This is a genomic window from Streptomyces sp. MUM 2J, assembly GCF_022414535.1.
GTDB lineage: Bacteria > Actinomycetota > Actinomycetes > Streptomycetales > Streptomycetaceae > Streptomyces.
Genome location: NZ_JADWYM010000038.1, coordinates 54,986 through 71,168 on the forward strand (window position 1 = coordinate 54,986; position 16,183 = coordinate 71,168).

Annotated in this window: 13 protein-coding genes; 5 read left to right on the plus strand and 8 right to left on the minus strand. The window is 74.4% G+C overall.

What is annotated here, in order from left to right; translation table 11 throughout:
- Positions 1 to 34: 34 nt before the first annotated feature.
- From I3F54_RS25265 to I3F54_RS25280, 4 genes are all read right to left on the minus strand, one after another.
- On the minus strand, positions 35 to 1,546 hold the full coding sequence (locus I3F54_RS25265) for an NAD(P)/FAD-dependent oxidoreductase (protein WP_240121205.1): 1,512 nt from the start codon (positions 1,544 to 1,546) through the stop codon (positions 35 to 37).
- 385 nt (positions 1,547 to 1,931) lie between these two features.
- Positions 1,932 to 2,558, minus strand: coding sequence for a TetR/AcrR family transcriptional regulator (locus I3F54_RS25270; protein ID WP_240121206.1), 627 nt, complete (start codon positions 2,556 to 2,558; stop codon positions 1,932 to 1,934).
- A gap of 35 nt (positions 2,559 to 2,593) precedes the next feature.
- Complete coding sequence (locus I3F54_RS25275; RefSeq protein WP_240121207.1) at positions 2,594 to 4,678, minus strand: YhgE/Pip family protein; 2,085 nt, start codon at positions 4,676 to 4,678, stop codon at positions 2,594 to 2,596.
- Entirely contained in the window at positions 4,650 to 5,393 is a 744-nt protein-coding gene (locus I3F54_RS25280; RefSeq protein WP_240121208.1) for an ATP-binding cassette domain-containing protein, read from the minus strand. Before I3F54_RS25280 ends, I3F54_RS25275 begins: the two co-directional genes overlap by 29 nt.
- Before the next feature lie 178 nt (positions 5,394 to 5,571).
- Here I3F54_RS25280 and I3F54_RS25285 point away from each other — a divergent pair, with 178 nt between their 5' ends.
- The 3 genes from I3F54_RS25285 to I3F54_RS25295 all read left to right on the plus strand — a co-directional run bounded on the left by I3F54_RS25285 (position 5,572) and on the right by I3F54_RS25295 (position 7,814).
- Positions 5,572 to 6,204, plus strand: a complete 633-nt coding sequence (locus I3F54_RS25285) for an SAV_6107 family HEPN domain-containing protein (RefSeq protein ID WP_240121209.1) — start codon at positions 5,572 to 5,574, stop codon at positions 6,202 to 6,204.
- A 104-nt stretch (positions 6,205 to 6,308) separates the two neighbouring features.
- A complete protein-coding gene (locus I3F54_RS25290) occupies positions 6,309 to 7,133 on the plus strand; it encodes a methyltransferase (RefSeq protein ID WP_240121210.1) in 825 nt (274 codons plus the stop codon).
- A 288-nt stretch (positions 7,134 to 7,421) separates the two neighbouring features.
- The gene (locus I3F54_RS25295) at positions 7,422 to 7,814 is read left to right on the plus strand and encodes a DUF3040 domain-containing protein (RefSeq protein ID WP_240121211.1); all 393 of its coding nucleotides are present in this window, start codon (positions 7,422 to 7,424) and stop codon (positions 7,812 to 7,814) included.
- Between the two features lie 377 nt (positions 7,815 to 8,191).
- On the opposite strand, the gene I3F54_RS25300 is transcribed toward I3F54_RS25295, so the two are convergent.
- From I3F54_RS25300 to I3F54_RS25315, 4 genes are all read right to left on the minus strand, one after another.
- On the minus strand, positions 8,192 to 10,681 hold the full coding sequence (locus tag I3F54_RS25300; protein WP_240121219.1) for a DUF3488 and transglutaminase-like domain-containing protein: 2,490 nt from the start codon (positions 10,679 to 10,681) through the stop codon (positions 8,192 to 8,194).
- Positions 10,682 to 10,712: 31 nt separating this feature from the next.
- The gene (locus I3F54_RS25305) at positions 10,713 to 12,083 is read right to left on the minus strand and encodes a DUF58 domain-containing protein (RefSeq protein WP_240121212.1); all 1,371 of its coding nucleotides are present in this window, start codon (positions 12,081 to 12,083) and stop codon (positions 10,713 to 10,715) included.
- The gene (locus I3F54_RS25310) at positions 12,083 to 13,117 is read right to left on the minus strand and encodes a MoxR family ATPase (protein WP_240121213.1); all 1,035 of its coding nucleotides are present in this window, start codon (positions 13,115 to 13,117) and stop codon (positions 12,083 to 12,085) included. Before I3F54_RS25310 ends, I3F54_RS25305 begins: the two co-directional genes overlap by 1 nt.
- 306 nt (positions 13,118 to 13,423) lie before the next feature.
- The gene (locus I3F54_RS25315; RefSeq protein ID WP_240121214.1) at positions 13,424 to 13,966 is read right to left on the minus strand and encodes a carbonic anhydrase; all 543 of its coding nucleotides are present in this window, start codon (positions 13,964 to 13,966) and stop codon (positions 13,424 to 13,426) included.
- A 444-nt stretch (positions 13,967 to 14,410) separates the two neighbouring features.
- On the opposite strand from I3F54_RS25315, the gene rsmH reads away from it, so the two are divergent.
- Both rsmH and I3F54_RS25325 read left to right on the plus strand, forming a co-directional pair.
- Entirely contained in the window at positions 14,411 to 15,364 is a 954-nt protein-coding gene (gene rsmH / locus I3F54_RS25320; protein ID WP_275676784.1) for a 16S rRNA (cytosine(1402)-N(4))-methyltransferase RsmH, read from the plus strand.
- 108 nt (positions 15,365 to 15,472) lie between these two features.
- Positions 15,473 to 16,066, plus strand: coding sequence for a septum formation initiator family protein (locus I3F54_RS25325; RefSeq protein ID WP_240121215.1), 594 nt, complete (start codon positions 15,473 to 15,475; stop codon positions 16,064 to 16,066).
- Positions 16,067 to 16,183: the final 117 nt, after the last annotated feature.

Below are 16,183 nucleotides of genomic sequence, written 5' to 3' on the forward strand. Positions count from 1 at the left end.
CTACGCGGGTCCACCGCACGCCCCCGGCGGCCCCTCACCGGGAGCCCCGGAACTCCGGCCCCTCGACGATCAGCCCGGCGACCAGCGCTCCCGACATGCCACTGTGGGGGAGACCTCCGCCAGGGTGCGACCAGCCTCCGACGCGGTACAGGCCGGGCAGCCGCGTGGTGTTGGCGGCATGCAGGAAGCGGCCGTCCCCCGCGGCGAGAGCGGGAGCGGGTACCGCCCCGTGGTGGGCGCCCGTCTCCTCCCCGGTGTGCCCGGGAGTACGCGCCTCGTGCCACAGCAGGCGCTCCCGGAGGTCCGGCAGCGCGGGCCGGGCCGCCTCCAGGAGGAGGTCCGTCCAGTGGCGGACCCGCTCCCCGTCCTCCCACGCGCCGTCCGCCGGCGCCACGGCGGACACCACCGCGGACTCGTGCGCGCCGTCCGGACGCAGCGCCGGGTCGTCGGGCCGCAGCACGGTGACGGTGGGGCGGCCGGCCCCGTCGACGCCGGAGGACGCCGCGAAGGCCGGCTCGGCCCCGCGGTCCGGTGCGTGGACGACCGTGCGGTGTGCGGCACCCGGCTCCCGCTCGCCGCGCAGGGCCAGCAGAAGCGTGAACCGCCCGGTCGCCACCGGGGAGGCCCGGACGTCACCGTCACCGTCCCCGTCCAGCGGGCGCCCGGTCAGGTCCCGCAGCCGCACCGGGTCCACGCCGGCCACGACATGGTCGGCCCCGGCCACCGTCCCGTCGGCCAGTTCCACCCCCGCCGCCCGGCCGTCCTTCCCGACGACGGCGGTGACCTCGGCGCCGAAGGCGAACTCGACCCTGCGGGCCACGCACCGCTCGTACACGGCACGCGCCAGCTCCCGCATGCCGCCCCGCACGTACCACATGCCGAAGGCGTGCTCCAGGTACGGCAGCACGGCCGCGCTCGCCGGAGCGGTCCGCGGATCGAGGCCGTGGGCCAGGGCATGGCTCTCCAGCAGGCATGCCAGGCGCTCGTCCCGCAGTTCCCACGCGCCGATCTCGTGCAGCGTCCCCGCGCGGCGCGTGCGCAGCAGCCGCTTGTGCGGAACCGCGGGATACGGCTCCCGCTCGGCCAGCACCTGCCAGTTCGGCCACAGCGGCTCCTCCAGCAGGGGGCGCCGGGTGCGGTCCCACGCCTCGCGCGCCCGGACCAGGAAATCGCCCCAGCGCCGGCCCGCGCCCGCTCCCAGCGACTCGTCCAGAGCGGCGACCACACCCGCGCGTGAGGCGTTCGGCAGCGACACCCGGGTGCCGTCCGCGAAGACGTGGCACGACGACGGGTCGACCTGCCCCAGGTCGACGCATGCTTCGAGGGGCTCCTTGCCGGTCTTGACGAAGAGATCCCGCCAGACCGCGGGCAGCGGCAGCAGACCGGGCCCGGTGTCGAAGCCGAAGCCGTCCCGCTCGTAGCGGCGCACCCCACCGCCGTACGTCTGCGTCCGCTCGTGGACCACCACCCGGTGGCCCGCGACAGCCAGCCGGGCGGCTGCCGCCATGGCGCCCATGCCGGCGCCGATCACCGCAATCCGTGCCATGCCCGCGACCCTATCCGCCGCCGCTCGCACCGGGGCCACGGCGGTCCGGCGGCGGCCCGCCGGTGGGGTGGGCCCGGGGCCGAGCACCCAGTACTGAGTATCCGTACCTAGGAGGTGAGATGAGTACCCGCGCGGATGGGATCGGACCCGGGCGGACGAGAAGGTGGAGGCACGGAGACAGGGCACGGCTCCGGCACCGGCGACACGGGGCGCCGGAACGGAGCCGCCCTCGATCCGCTCCTTCCGCCGGCCCGACCGGCGGGAGCGAGGCACGGGGGAACCCACAGGAACGACCGCCACGGGGGTTCCGCGGGGGAACGCACAGGGCGCCGGTCCGACGGCCCGCGGGGGACGCGGCGATCGGACCGGCGCTCTCGCATGCCCGTCAGGGGCGTCCGCTCACCCGCCCCTGGAGCAGGCGGGACAGGGCGGCGTGGACGTCGTCCAGGGAGCGCTCCGGCTGGAAGGACTTCCAGTCCAGGGCGGCCACCAGGACCATGCCGACCAGCGCGGCGGCGGTCAGCTGGATGTCGATCTCGTCGCTGAACTCACCGTTCGCCACACCCTCGCGCAGTACCCCCTCGACGACCGCGACCGCCTCCTGGCGCACCACCATGAGCGTGGACTGCCAGGCCCGGTTGGTGCGCCACAGCTCGGCCACGTACAGCTGGGTGAAGGCCGGGTAGCGGTCGATGAAGACGAGCCCCGCGCGGACCATCGCGTCCAGCGCGTCCACGGTGGAGCCGCCCTCCCCGGCCGTGCGCTCCGCAGCCTCCCGCAGGGAGGCGGTCAGCAGCCCCACGCCGTGCCGCAGCAGTTCCTCGAAGAGGACCGACTTGCTCGCGAAGTTGTAGTAGACGGTGCCTTTGGCCACGCCGGCCCGCTCGGCGATCTCGTCCACCGTGGTGGCGGAGAAGCCCTGCTCGGCGATGAGCGTGACGGCCGCCTCGTAGAGCTTCTGCCGGGTGGCCTCGCGGCGGGTGCTGCCGCCCGACGTCGTGCTGCGTTCCATGGCCCCGATTGTCACAGGAACGCCCGCGCGTGGGGTCACAGGCTCAGCTCCGGATGCAATCGGTCGAGCGTCCACACCTGGCGGCGGCGTGCCGACAGCGCGGTGAGCGCGAGGGCGCCCGCGGTGAAGGCGACCAGTACCGCGCAGGCCGTCCACACCGGGCCCAGTCCGCCGCCGGTGACGAGGCGGCGCAGGGCCTGGACGACGTAGCTCATCGGCAGGAAGGGATGGACGGCGTTGAAGAAGTCCGGTGATGTCTGCACCGGGTAGGTGCCGCCCGCCGAGGTCAGCTGGAGCATCAGCAGGGCGAGCACGAGGATCCGGCCCGCCGCGCCGAAGCGCGCGTTCAGCCACTGCACGATCGCCGCGAAGCAGGCCGTCACCAGGAACAGGAAGGCCACCGTCCCGGCCGCCCGGGCCGGCTCCAGCCCGATCGCCCAGTGCAGCACCGCCATCAGGGCCGCCGTCTGCAGCACCCCGATCGCCGCCACCGGGAGCCAGCCCGCCAGCGCGATCCGCCAGGCGGGGGCGCCCGCGGCGAGCGCGCGCCGGTTCATCGGTGCGATCAGCATGTAGGCCACCATGGCGCCCACCCAGAGCGACAGCGGGATGAAGTACGGGGCGAAGCCGGTGCCGTAGTTGGGTGCCCTGTGCAGGTCCTGAGCGGCGAGCTGGACCGGGTCGGCCATGACGCCGGTGCGCCGGTCGCGCTCCTGCCCGTCGTAGTCGGGGATCCGCTCGGCGCCGTCGTGCAGCCCGCCGGCGAGCTTGCCGGAGCCGTCGACCAGTTTGTACATGCCCCCGTTGAGCGTTTCGGCGCCCGCCCTGAGCCGGCCGACGCCCCGGTCGAGGTCGGACGCGCCCTTCTTCGCCGTGCCCAGGCCGGTGTGCAGGGCCTTCGCTCCCCTGGCGACCTCGGCGGCACCGCTGTCGAGGGCGTTGATCTTCTCGACGGCGTCGTCCAGGTCCTCCGACAGGTGCGGGGCGCGGGCGGCGAGCGCGTCGGCCTGCTTCTCGAGCGTGGCCAGGTCGGCGTCGAGCTTCTTCAGGTCGCCGTCCTCGTCGGCGATCAGCGTGTTGAGGTCGTCGGCGATCGTCGCCACGTCCGCGGCGCCCTGCGCCGCCTTCTTCAGGTCGGCGCAGGCGGGGTCGGGCAGCACGGCCTCCTCGCAGCGCCGCCGGTAGACGGCGCTCAGCCCGTCGGCGGCCAGATGGGCGCCCCTGGCGGCGACCGGGGCCTTCTCGACCAGGGTGTCGAGGTTGTGCCGGATCCCGGCGGCAGAGTCGGCCACCAGCCGGGCCGTGTCCCCGATGGTCTTCTCGTTGTCCTTCAGGAACGGGCCCACCCGGTCCGCGGTCCCGTTGACGCGCTCGGCGAGCGTACGGGTGCCTGCGGCGACCTGCGCCGCGCCGTCCTCCAGGTCGCCCGCGCCCCGGTGGAGCTTCTTCAGGCCCCCGGAGAGCTCGCCGCTGCCGTCCTCGGCGTCCCTCAGGCCGTCGGCGAGGTCCTTGGAGCCCTTCTCCGCCCGGCCGATGCCGCTGCTGAGCCGGTCGGCGCCGTCGGCCGCCTCGACGGTGGCACCGTGGATGTCGGAGAACGAGATGAAGATCCGGTCCAGGAAGGACCGCGCCGTCTTCGTGGACGCGGCCGTGCGCACCTCGCTGAAGACCGTCCGGGAGATCTGCCCGACGATGTAGTTGTTCGCGTCGTTGGTGCGTACCTGCAGGGCGCCCGTCTCGGGCGAGGCTCCCGAGCTGGAGGCGATCCGCGCACTGAAGTCGGACGGCATCGTCAGCGACAGGTAGTACGTGCCGTCCTCGACACCCTTGCGCGCCTGCTCGGCGTCGACCTCGTGCCACTCGAAGGTCCGCGACTCCAGCAGCCGGCCGGTGATGTCGTCGCCCGCGGTGATCCGCTTTCCGTCCACGCTCGCGCCCCGGTCGGCGTTGACGAGCGCCACGGGGACGCGGTCCAGGCGGCCGTAGGGGTCCCAGAAGGACCACAGGTACAGCGCGCCGTAGAGCAGGGGCAGCAGCAGGAGGGCGACGAGGGCGGCGCGGGGGAGTCTCCCGCGGCCGAAGCGCCGCAGCTCAAGCGCGGCCAGTCGGGGCGAGCGCATCCGCCGTTTCCCTCCCCTCGGGGGTGCTTGCGGCCGCGGTGGAGACGGCGACGGCGCCCTCGGGTGCCTCGCTGCACACCGCGACGACCGTCGTGCCCGCCTCGGCGACCGAGCGGAGCAGCGACCAGGCCTCGGCGCGTTCTGCGTCCGACAGCTTCAGGTCCGTGTCGTCGACCCCGAGCAGCCGTGGGCGGCCGATCAGCGCGAGGGCGACCGACAGCCGCAGCGCCTCGATCCGCTCCAGATCGCGTACGGCGGTGCGGGAACCCTTGGGCAGGGCCTCCCGGTCGAGCCCGGCGGCGCTCAGTGCGGCGTCGACCCGTTGCCGCGTCTCGGCCGAGCGCTCGGCGCGCGGGCGCAGCAGCCCCCGCAGGGAGTCCCCGAAGCGGCGCTGGAGCAGCGCCCGCTCGTGCAGGTGCTCCCCGACGGTCAGGGCCGGGTCGAGGTCGCTGACGCCCGGCACGTGCGCCAGCCCGCTGATGCGGCGGACGGCGGCCATCTGCCGGGGCAGCTTCAGGCCGTCCACGGCAGCCGTGCCCTCGGTGGGGCGCATCCGCCCGGTGAGTGCGAGCAGCAGGCAGGTGCGTCCGGAGCCGGACGGTCCTGCCACCGCGATCAGCGAACCGGGCTCCGCGGTGATGTCGACACCGCGGAAGGCCCAGCCGCGGGGACCCGAAAGCCCGAGGTTGTCGGCGACGACGCCGGCTCCGGCCACAGTCCCACCCCCGTTCCGGAACCACTTTTGAACTGACTGGTCAGTGCAAAAACTAGCCCGAACTGGCGGTCGAGGCAAAACGGCAGGTCAGGGCGGAGTGTCAGTGCTATACCTCACGATGGGTCCCAACGGCACTCCGTAGCGGGAGCGCCGTCACCCAGACGACAGGAGGTTCGTCATGGCCAGCCACTCCGCAGCCGCCGTCCACCGGCGCCGCGCCACCGGCCCTGCCCCCTCACTGACCGGACCGGCGAGCGACGTGCACCCCGTCCTGCGCCGGACCACGGCCCCGCCGGCCGCGCTGGACCTGCTCGCCCAGGCCCGCGCCGGACTCGACGAGGCGACCGCCCTCGACTCACCGAACGAGCGCTACGCCACCGCCCACCTCGCCGCCCTGCGCACGGCCGCCGCCGTGCTCGCCGCCCGCGGCCGGCCAGAGGCCACGCCACGCAAGCGGGCCAGGATCCGGAGCGCCTGGGACGTGCTCCCGGAGATCGCGCCCGAGCTCACCGAGTGGAGCGCGCTGTTCGCCTCCGGCGCCCGCCGCCGCGCCCTGGCCGAGGCGGGCATCCGGGGCGCGGCCGGCCGCCGGGACGCCGACGACCTGATCCGGGACGTGGGCATGTTCATCCGCCTCGTCGAGCGGATGCTGGTGCTCCAGCCGGTCCTGCCACAGCCCCGCCGGGACGCCGGCGAGCCCGGCTCGGGCTCCCCTGCCCGGCGGCCCGCCGGAGGGCATGCCGGACGCCGGACCGACCCGCCTCAGGGGGCCGCACGCGGTGATGACCAGGTGGGGGCCCGAAGGCAATAGGGTGGAGAGCGCCTGAAGCCTGCCCACCCGCACCCCCGGGCCGGGGAGGCACCCCGTTCGCGCCGCCGGGCAAGAGGCGGTGCCGCGCCGAGGAGTCAACTGCCGTGTCGGACCCGATGCGCCCGCCCGTCGACCATCACCACGCGACGACGTCGCCGCGCACCGACCCCTCCCGGCCGCGCGCCGCGCTCCGCACCGCTGTGGTCTGGGAGGTCCTCCAGGACGCCCTCGACCGCCGTGCCAAGGCCACGGGACGGGAGTCGCTCGACGTCCTCGACACCGGCGGCGGCAGCGGCAACTTCGCCGTGCCCGTCGCCCGGCTCGGCCACCGCGTCACCGTCGTCGACCCCAGCCCCAACGCCCTGTTCGCCCTGGAGCGCCGCACCGCCGAGGCCGGCGTCGCCGACCGGGTCCGGGGCGTGCAGGGCGACGCCCACGGGCTGTTCGACGTGGTCGAGCGCGGCGGCTACGACGCGGTGCTGTGCCACGGCGTCCTGGAGTACGTGGACGACCCCGCCGAGGGGATCCGCAACGCGGTCGCCGCACTGCGCCCCGGGGGCGTCCTCAGCGTCCTGGCCGCGGGGCTCGGCGGCGCCGTCCTCGCCCGCGCCCTCGCCGGGCACTTCACCGAGGCCCGGCAGGCGCTCGATGACCCGAACGGCCGCTGGGGCGCCGGCGACCCCGTGCCGCGGCGCTTCACCACGGAGCAGCTCACCGCACTGGTCGAGGGCGCCGGCCTGCACGTCGGTTCCGTGCACGGTGTACGGGTCTTCGCCGACCTCGTCCCCGGCGTTCTGGTGGACACCGAGCCCGGGGCGCTGGAGGCGCTGCTGAAGCTGGAGGAGGCCGCTGCCGAACTGCCCGCCTTCCACTCCGTGGCCACCCAGCTCCATGTGCTGGCTGAGACGGAAGGGGCCAAGGAGGCCTGAGTAAACCTCTGTGGCGCGTGGGACCGAGCGCCTGATCAGCGCGTCGGCGGCGCATGGAGTGCACCACAGGCCCTCCGTTCCAGGGCTCGGAGCCGTATGATCGAGGGGGACCGCCCGGCATGACGGGTCGGCCGCCGGGGAATGCAAGCCTCAGCGGGCCGGGACGACCATGACGGATCCCGGTTGGTCAATTGGCGCAGAGGGGCGGGTTTCACGGGGGCGATTCCCTGCCTATCCTGAAGAGACCCCCCCCGGTCGCCCCGGCGACTGCACGATGAGGAGGACTCCGTGCCGCTCTCGGAGCACGAGCAGCGCATGCTCGAGCAGATGGAGCGAGCGCTGTACGCCGAAGATCCCAAGTTCGCGTCGGCGCTTGAGGGAAGCGGGCTGCGTACGTACACCCGGCGGCGGGTCTACCAGGCGGTCGCTGGCTTCCTCGTTGGTATTGCGCTCCTCATGGCCGGAATGGTCGCCAAGCAGGTCTGGCTCAGCGTGGTGGGCTTCCTCGTCATGCTGGGGTGCGCTGTGCTGGCCGTGACCGGCTGGCGCAAGGCACCCAAGCCCGGCGAACAGACCGGGGCCCAGGCGCACGGCCGGCGCCAGCACCGGCCCAAGCGCTCCATGATGGACCGCATCGAGCAGCGCTGGCAGCGGCGCCGCGACGACCAGCAAGGTCACTGAGCGCCGGACGGCATCCAGGGCGTCCACGACGGGCGATCACCGATGAGGTGGTCGCCCCTCGCACATACCCGGTACGCGGCGTCCCGCATCCCCCGGGGATGCTCTGGGAGCGCCTCCGGGCGCCCGGAGGCGCGGTCGGCGGGCGCCCGGGTCACCCGGAGGCCCGGAGGGGCGTCCGGACGCCGTACGCCGCGGTGGGCGGGCATCCGCCGCGCCCGACGCCGCGGACGGACGGCACCCGCGCCGTTTACGCGGTGGGCCGGTCGCCCGGATCCGCAGGCGCAGGGGACCGTCGTCTGCCCGGCGCCGCGCCGGCCGAGCGGAGGGCAGGCGTCCCGTCGGTCGACGCTCGCCCTCCGTGTCGGCCGTTCAGCCCATCAGCCGTTCTGACCGCTCGGACGGCGTAGCAGTGTCGTCCAGCGGGCCGTCCACCGCGCCCGGACCGCCCGCCAGCGGTCCGTGACGTCCCAGACCGCCCGGACCGCGGAACGGGGCGCGACGACGGCCCGCAGCCGGGTCGTTCGGCTCGCGCTCTTCCGCAGTGCCGCACGCACCCTCCGGGCGTCGTCGGCCAGCCCCGGCTGCGCCTGCGGACGCGGAGCGAACAGCACCTGCTCGACCGCGCCCGCCACCCGGCGCGCCGACGCCGCCGCCTGCTCGTCCAGCTGCCCCGTCCGCACGATCCGCTCCGCCGCCCTGCGCGGGGTCAGCGCGTCGTCCGGCGCGATGCCGTAGTCCCAGGCCGTGTCGGTGAGCTCGCGCCACACCGCCAGGACGTGACCGGCTGCCTGCGGGGCGGCGGCCCCGTCCGGCCCGGCCGCGGGTGGCCCGCCCGTGGACTCCCTCTCCCCGCGGCCTGCCCGGGGCGCCGGGGCTGCCGCGTCCGCGGCGTCCGGGGCATGCTGTGCCGAGGCCAGCAGCACGGTGCGCCGCCGCAGGCGCCACACCATCGGCAGCAGCGGAACCCCGGCCACGAGAAGCCCCAGCAGCGTCCAGCCGAGGACACCCCACCAGGGCACACCGCCGCCGCCCTGGTCGGACGGGTTCAGCGGGAGGGCACCGGCGCAGAGGTCGGGACGCCTGTCCCGGGCGTCGCAGCTCGCGCTCCCGGTCGCCGAGGGCGACGCGTCCGCCCCCGCCGACCGCGTCGGCCGCGGCAGCTCGGGATCGGTGGCGCCCGGTGCCTGCGGCACCGTGTAGGACGGCGTCGTACCCCGGTTGGGGGTCGGCTCGAAGCGGGTCCAGCCCACACCCGCGAAGTACAGCTCCGGCCAGGCGTGCGCGTCCTTCAGGCTCACCGCCACGGTGCCGTCCGCCTGCGGGGAGCCCGGGGCGAAGCCCACCGCGACCCGGGCCGGGATGCCCAGGGTGCGGGCCATCGCCGCCATCGCGAAGGAGAAGTGGACGCAGAAGCCCTGCTTGTCCCGGAGGAACGTGGCGATCGCGTCGGTGCCGCTGCCGACCTCGACGTCGGTGTCGTACTGGAATCCGCCGTTGATCGCGAAGTAGTCCTGGAGCTTCACGGCCCGTTCGTAGTCGCTGGCCGCACCCGAGGTGACCGCGCGGGCGGTGCTCGCGACCACCGGCGGCAGCGACCCGGGCACCTTGGTGTACGCGCGCAGCAGATCCGCGGGCGGTTTCGGCGCCTCGGCCAGCTGTTCCGCCGTCGGTTGCACGTCGAGGCTCGTCACGTCGTACGTGGCACCGCGGGTGGTCTGGCCGTGGTCGCCGACGAGCGTCATGCCCACCGGCTCGTAGCGCCAGTTGCCGCCGACCCGCACGGAGCTGGGCGGGTAGGGCATCGGGAGCCAGTCCTGCGCGTACCAGTCGGCCGCCGAGATGCGGGTGCGCACCGAGGCGCGCAGGACGTCGGCGGACAGGCCGGGCGGCGTCGGGAGGGTGTCCGGCACCGCGGTGATGCGCCGCTTGGCGGGCTTCCACGTGGTGCCGTCGAACTCGTCGAGGGAGACGATCCGCAGGTACAGGTTGGAGAGGTTCGCGGACGTGGTGCGCAGGGTCAGGACCGTGCGGTCCTCGTCCTGTTTCAGGCTGTCGCGCAGCGACACCAGGGGATTGACCGCCGAGATCGTGCCGCCACCGCCGGTGCCCGTGCCGACGCCGGTGCGGGCACCGTCCAGCAGGCCGCCCTGTATCGCGGGCAGCGGCAGCATCGGCACCGCCAGGGCGAGGCCGAGGGCGACCGCGCCGATCCGCCGCCCGGTGCGCACCGGGGCGAGCGGCCCGGGTGGCCCGCCCGGGACGCGCGGCGCCGCGGCGAAGACCCGGCCCCACTGCGACAGCCGCTCGCGCCCCTCCGCGAGGAGGAGCATGAGGTAACCGGTCGCCGCGATCAGGAACCACGCCCAGCCACCGGACCCGTCGGACAGGCCGGCAGCGACCGAGTACAGCGCGAGCAGCGGCAGACCCGCCGGGGCGGCGCTGCGGAAGGTGACCGCGATCGTGTCCACCAGGAGCCCGATCACCAGCACGCCGCCGAGAACCATCAGCCGGATGCCGTCGGACTCCATCGGCGCCGGAACGGCGTACCGCGCGATGTCGTCGGATCCCTGCCGCAGCAGGTCGGCGAAGTGCTGGAACGCCTGTGGGCCGGGCAGCACCCCGCCGAAGGCCTGCCTCCGGGCGAACAGCAGGGTCAGCAGCATCAGCGCGACCAGCGCCTGCGCGGCCACGGTGACGGGGCGGGCCAGCGGCACCCGCCGCGTCGCCACCCCCACGCACGACTGGATGCCCAGCAGCGCGGCCGCCTCCACGATCCAGGTCGCGGGGTCGACCAGCGGCAGCAGCGCGCACGCCGCCATCAGCGTGGCCGCCCAGGCGCACAGGGCCAGTCGGGCCCGGCTGCTCAGCACCGCGCCTCCCCGTGGCTCGTCCCGGCCGTCACCGCGCCTCCCCGTTGACCGTTCCGCCGAGAGCCATCGCACCCGAGCGTTCCTGGTCCGCCTGCTGCCACAGGCCGGCCAGTGGGGTGCCCCGTGGCACCTCCACGGCCGTCCACCCCGCCTCACGCAGCATCCGCAGCCGCTCCTGTGTCCTGTTCATCGCTGCGGGCACGTCGTTCGGTTCGCGCGCCCAGACGCCGCTGTCCAGTACGAAGGCGATCGCGGCTCCGCTGCGCTGCCGCATCCGCCCGGCCACTGCGGCCTGCTCCTCGTCGAGATCGCCGAAGAAGGCCACGAGCAGCCCCTCGTTCCCGCCGCGCAGCACGTCGTACGCCCGGGACAGGCCCGTCCCCGCCGAGTGGTCGATCACCGCGAGGGTGTCCATCATCAGCCCGGCCGCCTCCGCGGACTCCTGGCCGCCCGCACCGAAGCCGTCCGCGCCCTCGCCCGGCACCGAGTCGCCGGTGTCCGTCAGCAGCCGTACCGAGAAGCCCCGCTCCAGCATGTGCACCAGCACCGACGCCGCCCCCGCCACGGCCCACTCGAAGGCAGAGTCCGGGCCCGTGCCGCCGTAGGCGCCGTCCCGGGTGTCCAGCAGCACCGTGCAGCGGGAGCGCTGCGGTTGCTCCTCGCGGCGCACCATCAGCTCGCCGTGGCGCGCGGTGGAGCGCCAGTGCACGCGGCGCAGGTCGTCGCCGTAGCGGTAGCCGCGCGGGATGACGTCGTCCTCGCCGGCCAGCGCCAGCGCGCGCTGCCGCCCGTCGCCGTACCCCTTCGCCTCGCCGGTCAGCCGGACCGGCGGCAGGGGCTCCACGCGCGGGATCACCGTCAGGGTGTCGTGCGTGGAGAAGGAGCGGGTCAGCTCGCACATGCCGAACGGGTCGGACAGGCGCAGCTGGAGCGGGCCCAGCGGGTAGCGGCCCCGTAGGTCGGAGCGGACCCGGTAGGACACCTCGCGCCGTCCGCCCGCCTCGACCCGGTCCAGGACGAAGCGGGGGCGCGGACCGAGCACGTAGGGCACCCGGTCCTGGAGCATCAGCAGGCCGGTGGGCAGCCGGGAGACGTTGTCCATCCGCAGGTGGACGCGCGCCTCGCTGCCCGCGGGCACGCGGGCGGGGGAGAGGCGGCGGCTGCCGGCGACCCGGTAGCGGGTGCGGTACAGCACCGTCGTGCACACCAGCGGCAGCACCGCCAGCAGCAGCCCCACCCGCAGCAGGTCCGCCTGCCCGAGGGCGTAGGCGCAGACGGCGGCGGCGACGCCGGCGGCCAGGAAGGAGCGGCCGCGCGTGGTCAGACCGGCCAGGGCGGTCCGGATGCCGCCCGTCTCCCTGCGGCCGGCCTCCGGGCGCCCGGTCCCCCCGGCGCTCATCACAGCCTCCGCGGGGGCTGCGAGGGGTAGGCGGGAGCCGTGCCGCCCAGGCCGTAGCCGTGCTGCTGCGATGCCTGGGGAACCGGGGTCTGCTGAAGGATCTCCTGCACCACCTGCTCGGCGGTGCGGCGGTTGAGCTGGGCCTGTGCCGTGGGCAGCAGCCGGTGGGCCAGGACGGGCACGGCGAGGCCCTGGACGTCGTCGGGCAGCGCGTACTCCCTGCCGCTGAGGGCGGCGGACGCCTTGGCCGCACGCAGCAGGTGCAGGGTCGCGCGCGGGGAGGCGCCGAGTCTGAGGTCGGGATGGGTCCGTGTGGCGGCGACCAGGTCGACCGCGTAGCGCCGGACCGTGTCGGCGACATGGACGCCGCGGACGGCCTCGATCAGCTTCACGATGTCGTGCGCGTGGGCCACCGGCTGGAGGTCCTCCAGCGGGGAGACGCCCCCGTGCACGTCGAGCATCTGCAGCTCGGCCTCCACGCTGGGGTATCCGACCGAGACGCGGGCCATGAAGCGGTCGCGCTGGGCCTCGGGCAGCGGGTACGTGCCCTCCATCTCGACCGGGTTCTGCGTGGCCACCACCATGAACGGGCTCGGCAGCTCGTACGTCTGCCCGTCGATGGTGACCTGGCGCTCCTCCATCGACTCCAGCAGTGCGGACTGGGTCTTGGGCGAGGCGCGGTTGATCTCGTCGCCGATGACGATCTGGGCGAAGATCGCTCCGGGTTTGAACTCGAAGTCCCGGCGCTGCTGGTCCCAGATGGACACTCCGGTGATGTCCGAGGGCAGCAGGTCGGGCGTGAACTGGATGCGGCGCACCGAGCAGTCGATGGACCGCGCCAGCGTCTTCGCCAGCATCGTCTTGCCGACGCCGGGGACATCCTCGATCAGAAGATGCCCTTCGGCGAGCAACACGGTCAGCGTGAGCCGTACGACCTCGGGCTTGCCCTCGATCACTCCTTCCACCGAACTGCGGACACGCTCCGCGGTGGTGGTCAGATCCGTGAGGCTCGCTCGCTCGTCATAGGTCGTCACCCGGCCCTCCTCGGCCCGTTCTTTTCTCGGGCCGACGCTCTGCGATGCGAAACCGGCCCACCCCGAACACGGACACCACACAGAAGTGGTTCCGTGTGACGTCACACCCCGCATTCTTGCTGCCGTTACCGATTCGTGTCACTCGCCTGTGGACAACTGGCCGCGATATGTCGGATCTTATGACTTTTGGTGCCCGGTGGGCGAAGCGGGCGAGTTCGGGCGAGGGCCGCAGCCGCCACGCCGGGAGCCCTCGTGCAGGGCCCCGCGTGCCGGAGGGGCCGGGCCCGATCCCTCCGGCACGGGCGGTCAGGCCGGGTCGATCTCCCGCAGCAGGCCCGTCTTCACGTCGAAGACGAATCCGCGCACGTCGTCGGTGCGCACCAGGAACGGCGAGGTGCGCACGCGCTGCATCGACTGCCGCACGTCCTGGTCGACGTCCCGGAAGGCCTCCACCGCCCACGCCGGGCGCTGACCGACCTCCATCTCCAGCTCGTGGCGGAACTCCTCGGTGAGGGACTCCAGGCCGCAGTTGGTGTGGTGGATCAGGACCACGCTGCTCGTGCCGAGCGCCCGCTGGCTGATGGTCAGGGAACGGATCACGTCGTCGGTGACCACGCCGCCCGCGTTGCGGATGGTGTGGCAGTCGCCCAGTTCCAGGCCGAGCGCGGCGTGCAGGTCGAGACGGGCGTCCATGCACGCCACGACCGCGACGCGCAGGACCGGACGGGCGTCCATGCCCGGGTCGGCGAAACGGTCGGCGTACTGCTCGTTCGCCTCCACGAGGCGGTCGGTCACGGAACCCTGTATGGCGTCCTCGGAACCGGCGGGAACAGATGCAGAAGTCGTCATACCCATGACGTTACTGGTCACCGCCGATCCAGTCGCGCTGTGAGGATGGGAGAAGAGCGTCATCACGTGCTTCCTGTGAGCTAACCCACATAGGTGGACGGGGCGCGGCCGTGCGGGTGGTCTTCCCGGATTCCCCGGTTCGCACCCCTGCCGCTCCGCGACGCGCAGGCCGGTTGATTGACCGCGAGACAGCGTGGACTAAAGTGACGCGAAGCGGGAGGGGAGGCCCTCCTCGCTGGACGGATCTCCCGAGTGAGAACCCCGAAGAACCCGTGAGACCCGGCGCGCTGTCCGGAGATCTTCCACGTGCGCGGCGCGCACGTACGGCCCGGCCTCCTCCCGCTCCCGGTCGGCCGGCGCCCTGGGCACCGGCAGGCCTTCCCGTTCGCGGAGCGGGCGGGGACCCGGCGGTGCGTCGCGCCGCGCCGGACCTGAGAGGGCCCCTTGAGCCAGAGACACGTCCCGGTGATGCTCCAGCGGTGCCTGGACCTGCTGGCACCCGCCCTCCAGCGGCCCGGAGCGGTGGTGGTCGACTGCACCCTGGGCCTCGGCGGCCACGGCGAGGCCCTGCTCGCCCGCTTCCCCGAGGCGCGCCTGGTCGGCCTGGACCGAGACAAGGAGGCGCTGCGCCTGTCCGGCGAACGCCTCGCCGCGTACGGCGAACGCGCCACCCTGGTGCACGCGGTCTACGACGAGCTGCCCGAGGTGCTCGACCGGCTCGGCATCGCGCGCGTGCAGGGCGTCCTGTTCGATCTCGGCGTCTCCTCCATGCAGCTGGACGAGGCCGACCGCGGCTTCGCCTACGCGCAGGACGCCCCGCTGGACATGCGCATGGACCAGACGACCGGGATCGGTGCGGCCGAGGTCCTCAACACCTACCCGGCGGGTGAGCTGGTGCGGATCCTGCGGGCCTACGGCGAGGAGAAGCAGGCCAAGCGGATCGTGGCCGCGATCGTGCGCGAACGTGAGAAGGAGCCGTTCACCACCAGCGCGCGGCTGGTCGAACTGATCCGTGACGCGCTGCCGCAGGCCGCCAAGCGCACCGGTGGCAACCCGGCCAAGCGCACCTTCCAGGCGCTGCGGATCGAGGTCAACGGAGAGCTGTCCGTCCTGGAGCGGGCGATCCCGGCCGCCGTCAAGGCCCTCGACGTGGGCGGCCGGATCGCTGTTCTGTCGTACCAGTCGCTGGAGGACCGGCTGGTCAAGCAGGTCTTCGCGGCAGGCGCCGCCTCCACCGCGCCCCCCGGCCTGCCCGTCGTGCCCGAGCGCTACCAGCCCCGGCTCAAGCTGCTGACGCGCGGTGCCGAACTTCCCACCGAGGAAGAGATCGCAGACAACCGCCGAGCGGCCCCGGCCCGCCTGCGCGGCGCCGAGCGCATCAGGGAGGACGTGGAGTGACCCACCCGGTCGCGCACACCCGTGGCCCGGCCCCGGGCGCCGGTGGACCCCGCGGTGGCGTCCCCGCCGTGCCGGCGCCGCCGGCGCAACGGACCCGGGGGAGGGCGAGTGAGTAGGGGACCCGAACTGAGAGGGCGGGCGGCCCGGCTCGCCCGGCTCCTCCCGGTCACCCCCACGGCGGGACGGGCGGCGCGCACTCCCTTCGTCCTGCTCGTGGTCCTCCTCCTCGGCGGCGGCCTCATCGGGCTCCTCGTGCTGAACTCCGCCCTGAGCGAGGGCGCCTTCCAGCTGGACGACCTGCAGAAGGACACCAAGGCGCTCACCGACGAGGAGCAGGCGCTCCAGCGGGACGTCGACGCCTACTCCGCACCCCGGGCCCTTCAGCGGCGTGCCCGCGAGCTCGGCATGGTGCCCGGCGGCGACCCGGCGTTCCTCGGTCCCGACGGCACGGTCCGCGGCGTTCCCTCCCCGGCCTCCGCCGGGCCCGCCGTGTCCCGCCGGCCCCTCGTCCTCGCCCCCGAGGCGCTGACCGCCGAGCCGGTTCCCACGGCGTCCGCGACCACCACCGCGGCGCCCGACGGCTCCGGCACCCCCGACGCTCCCGGGACGCCTGTCGCCGAGGACGCCTCCGGCGGCGCCGAGGCGTCCGAGGAGCCCGGGACCGCCCCCTCCCCGTCCGCGACGACGTCCCCCGGCAGGTGACCGAAGTGGTCGACAGTTCCGGCAGGCAGCCGCCGCGCCGCCGTGTCCCCGGGCCCGCCCGCCCCGCAGGCTCGCGGGGCTCCGGCCGGCCGCAGCGCCCCGGCCCCGGGGCCCGGG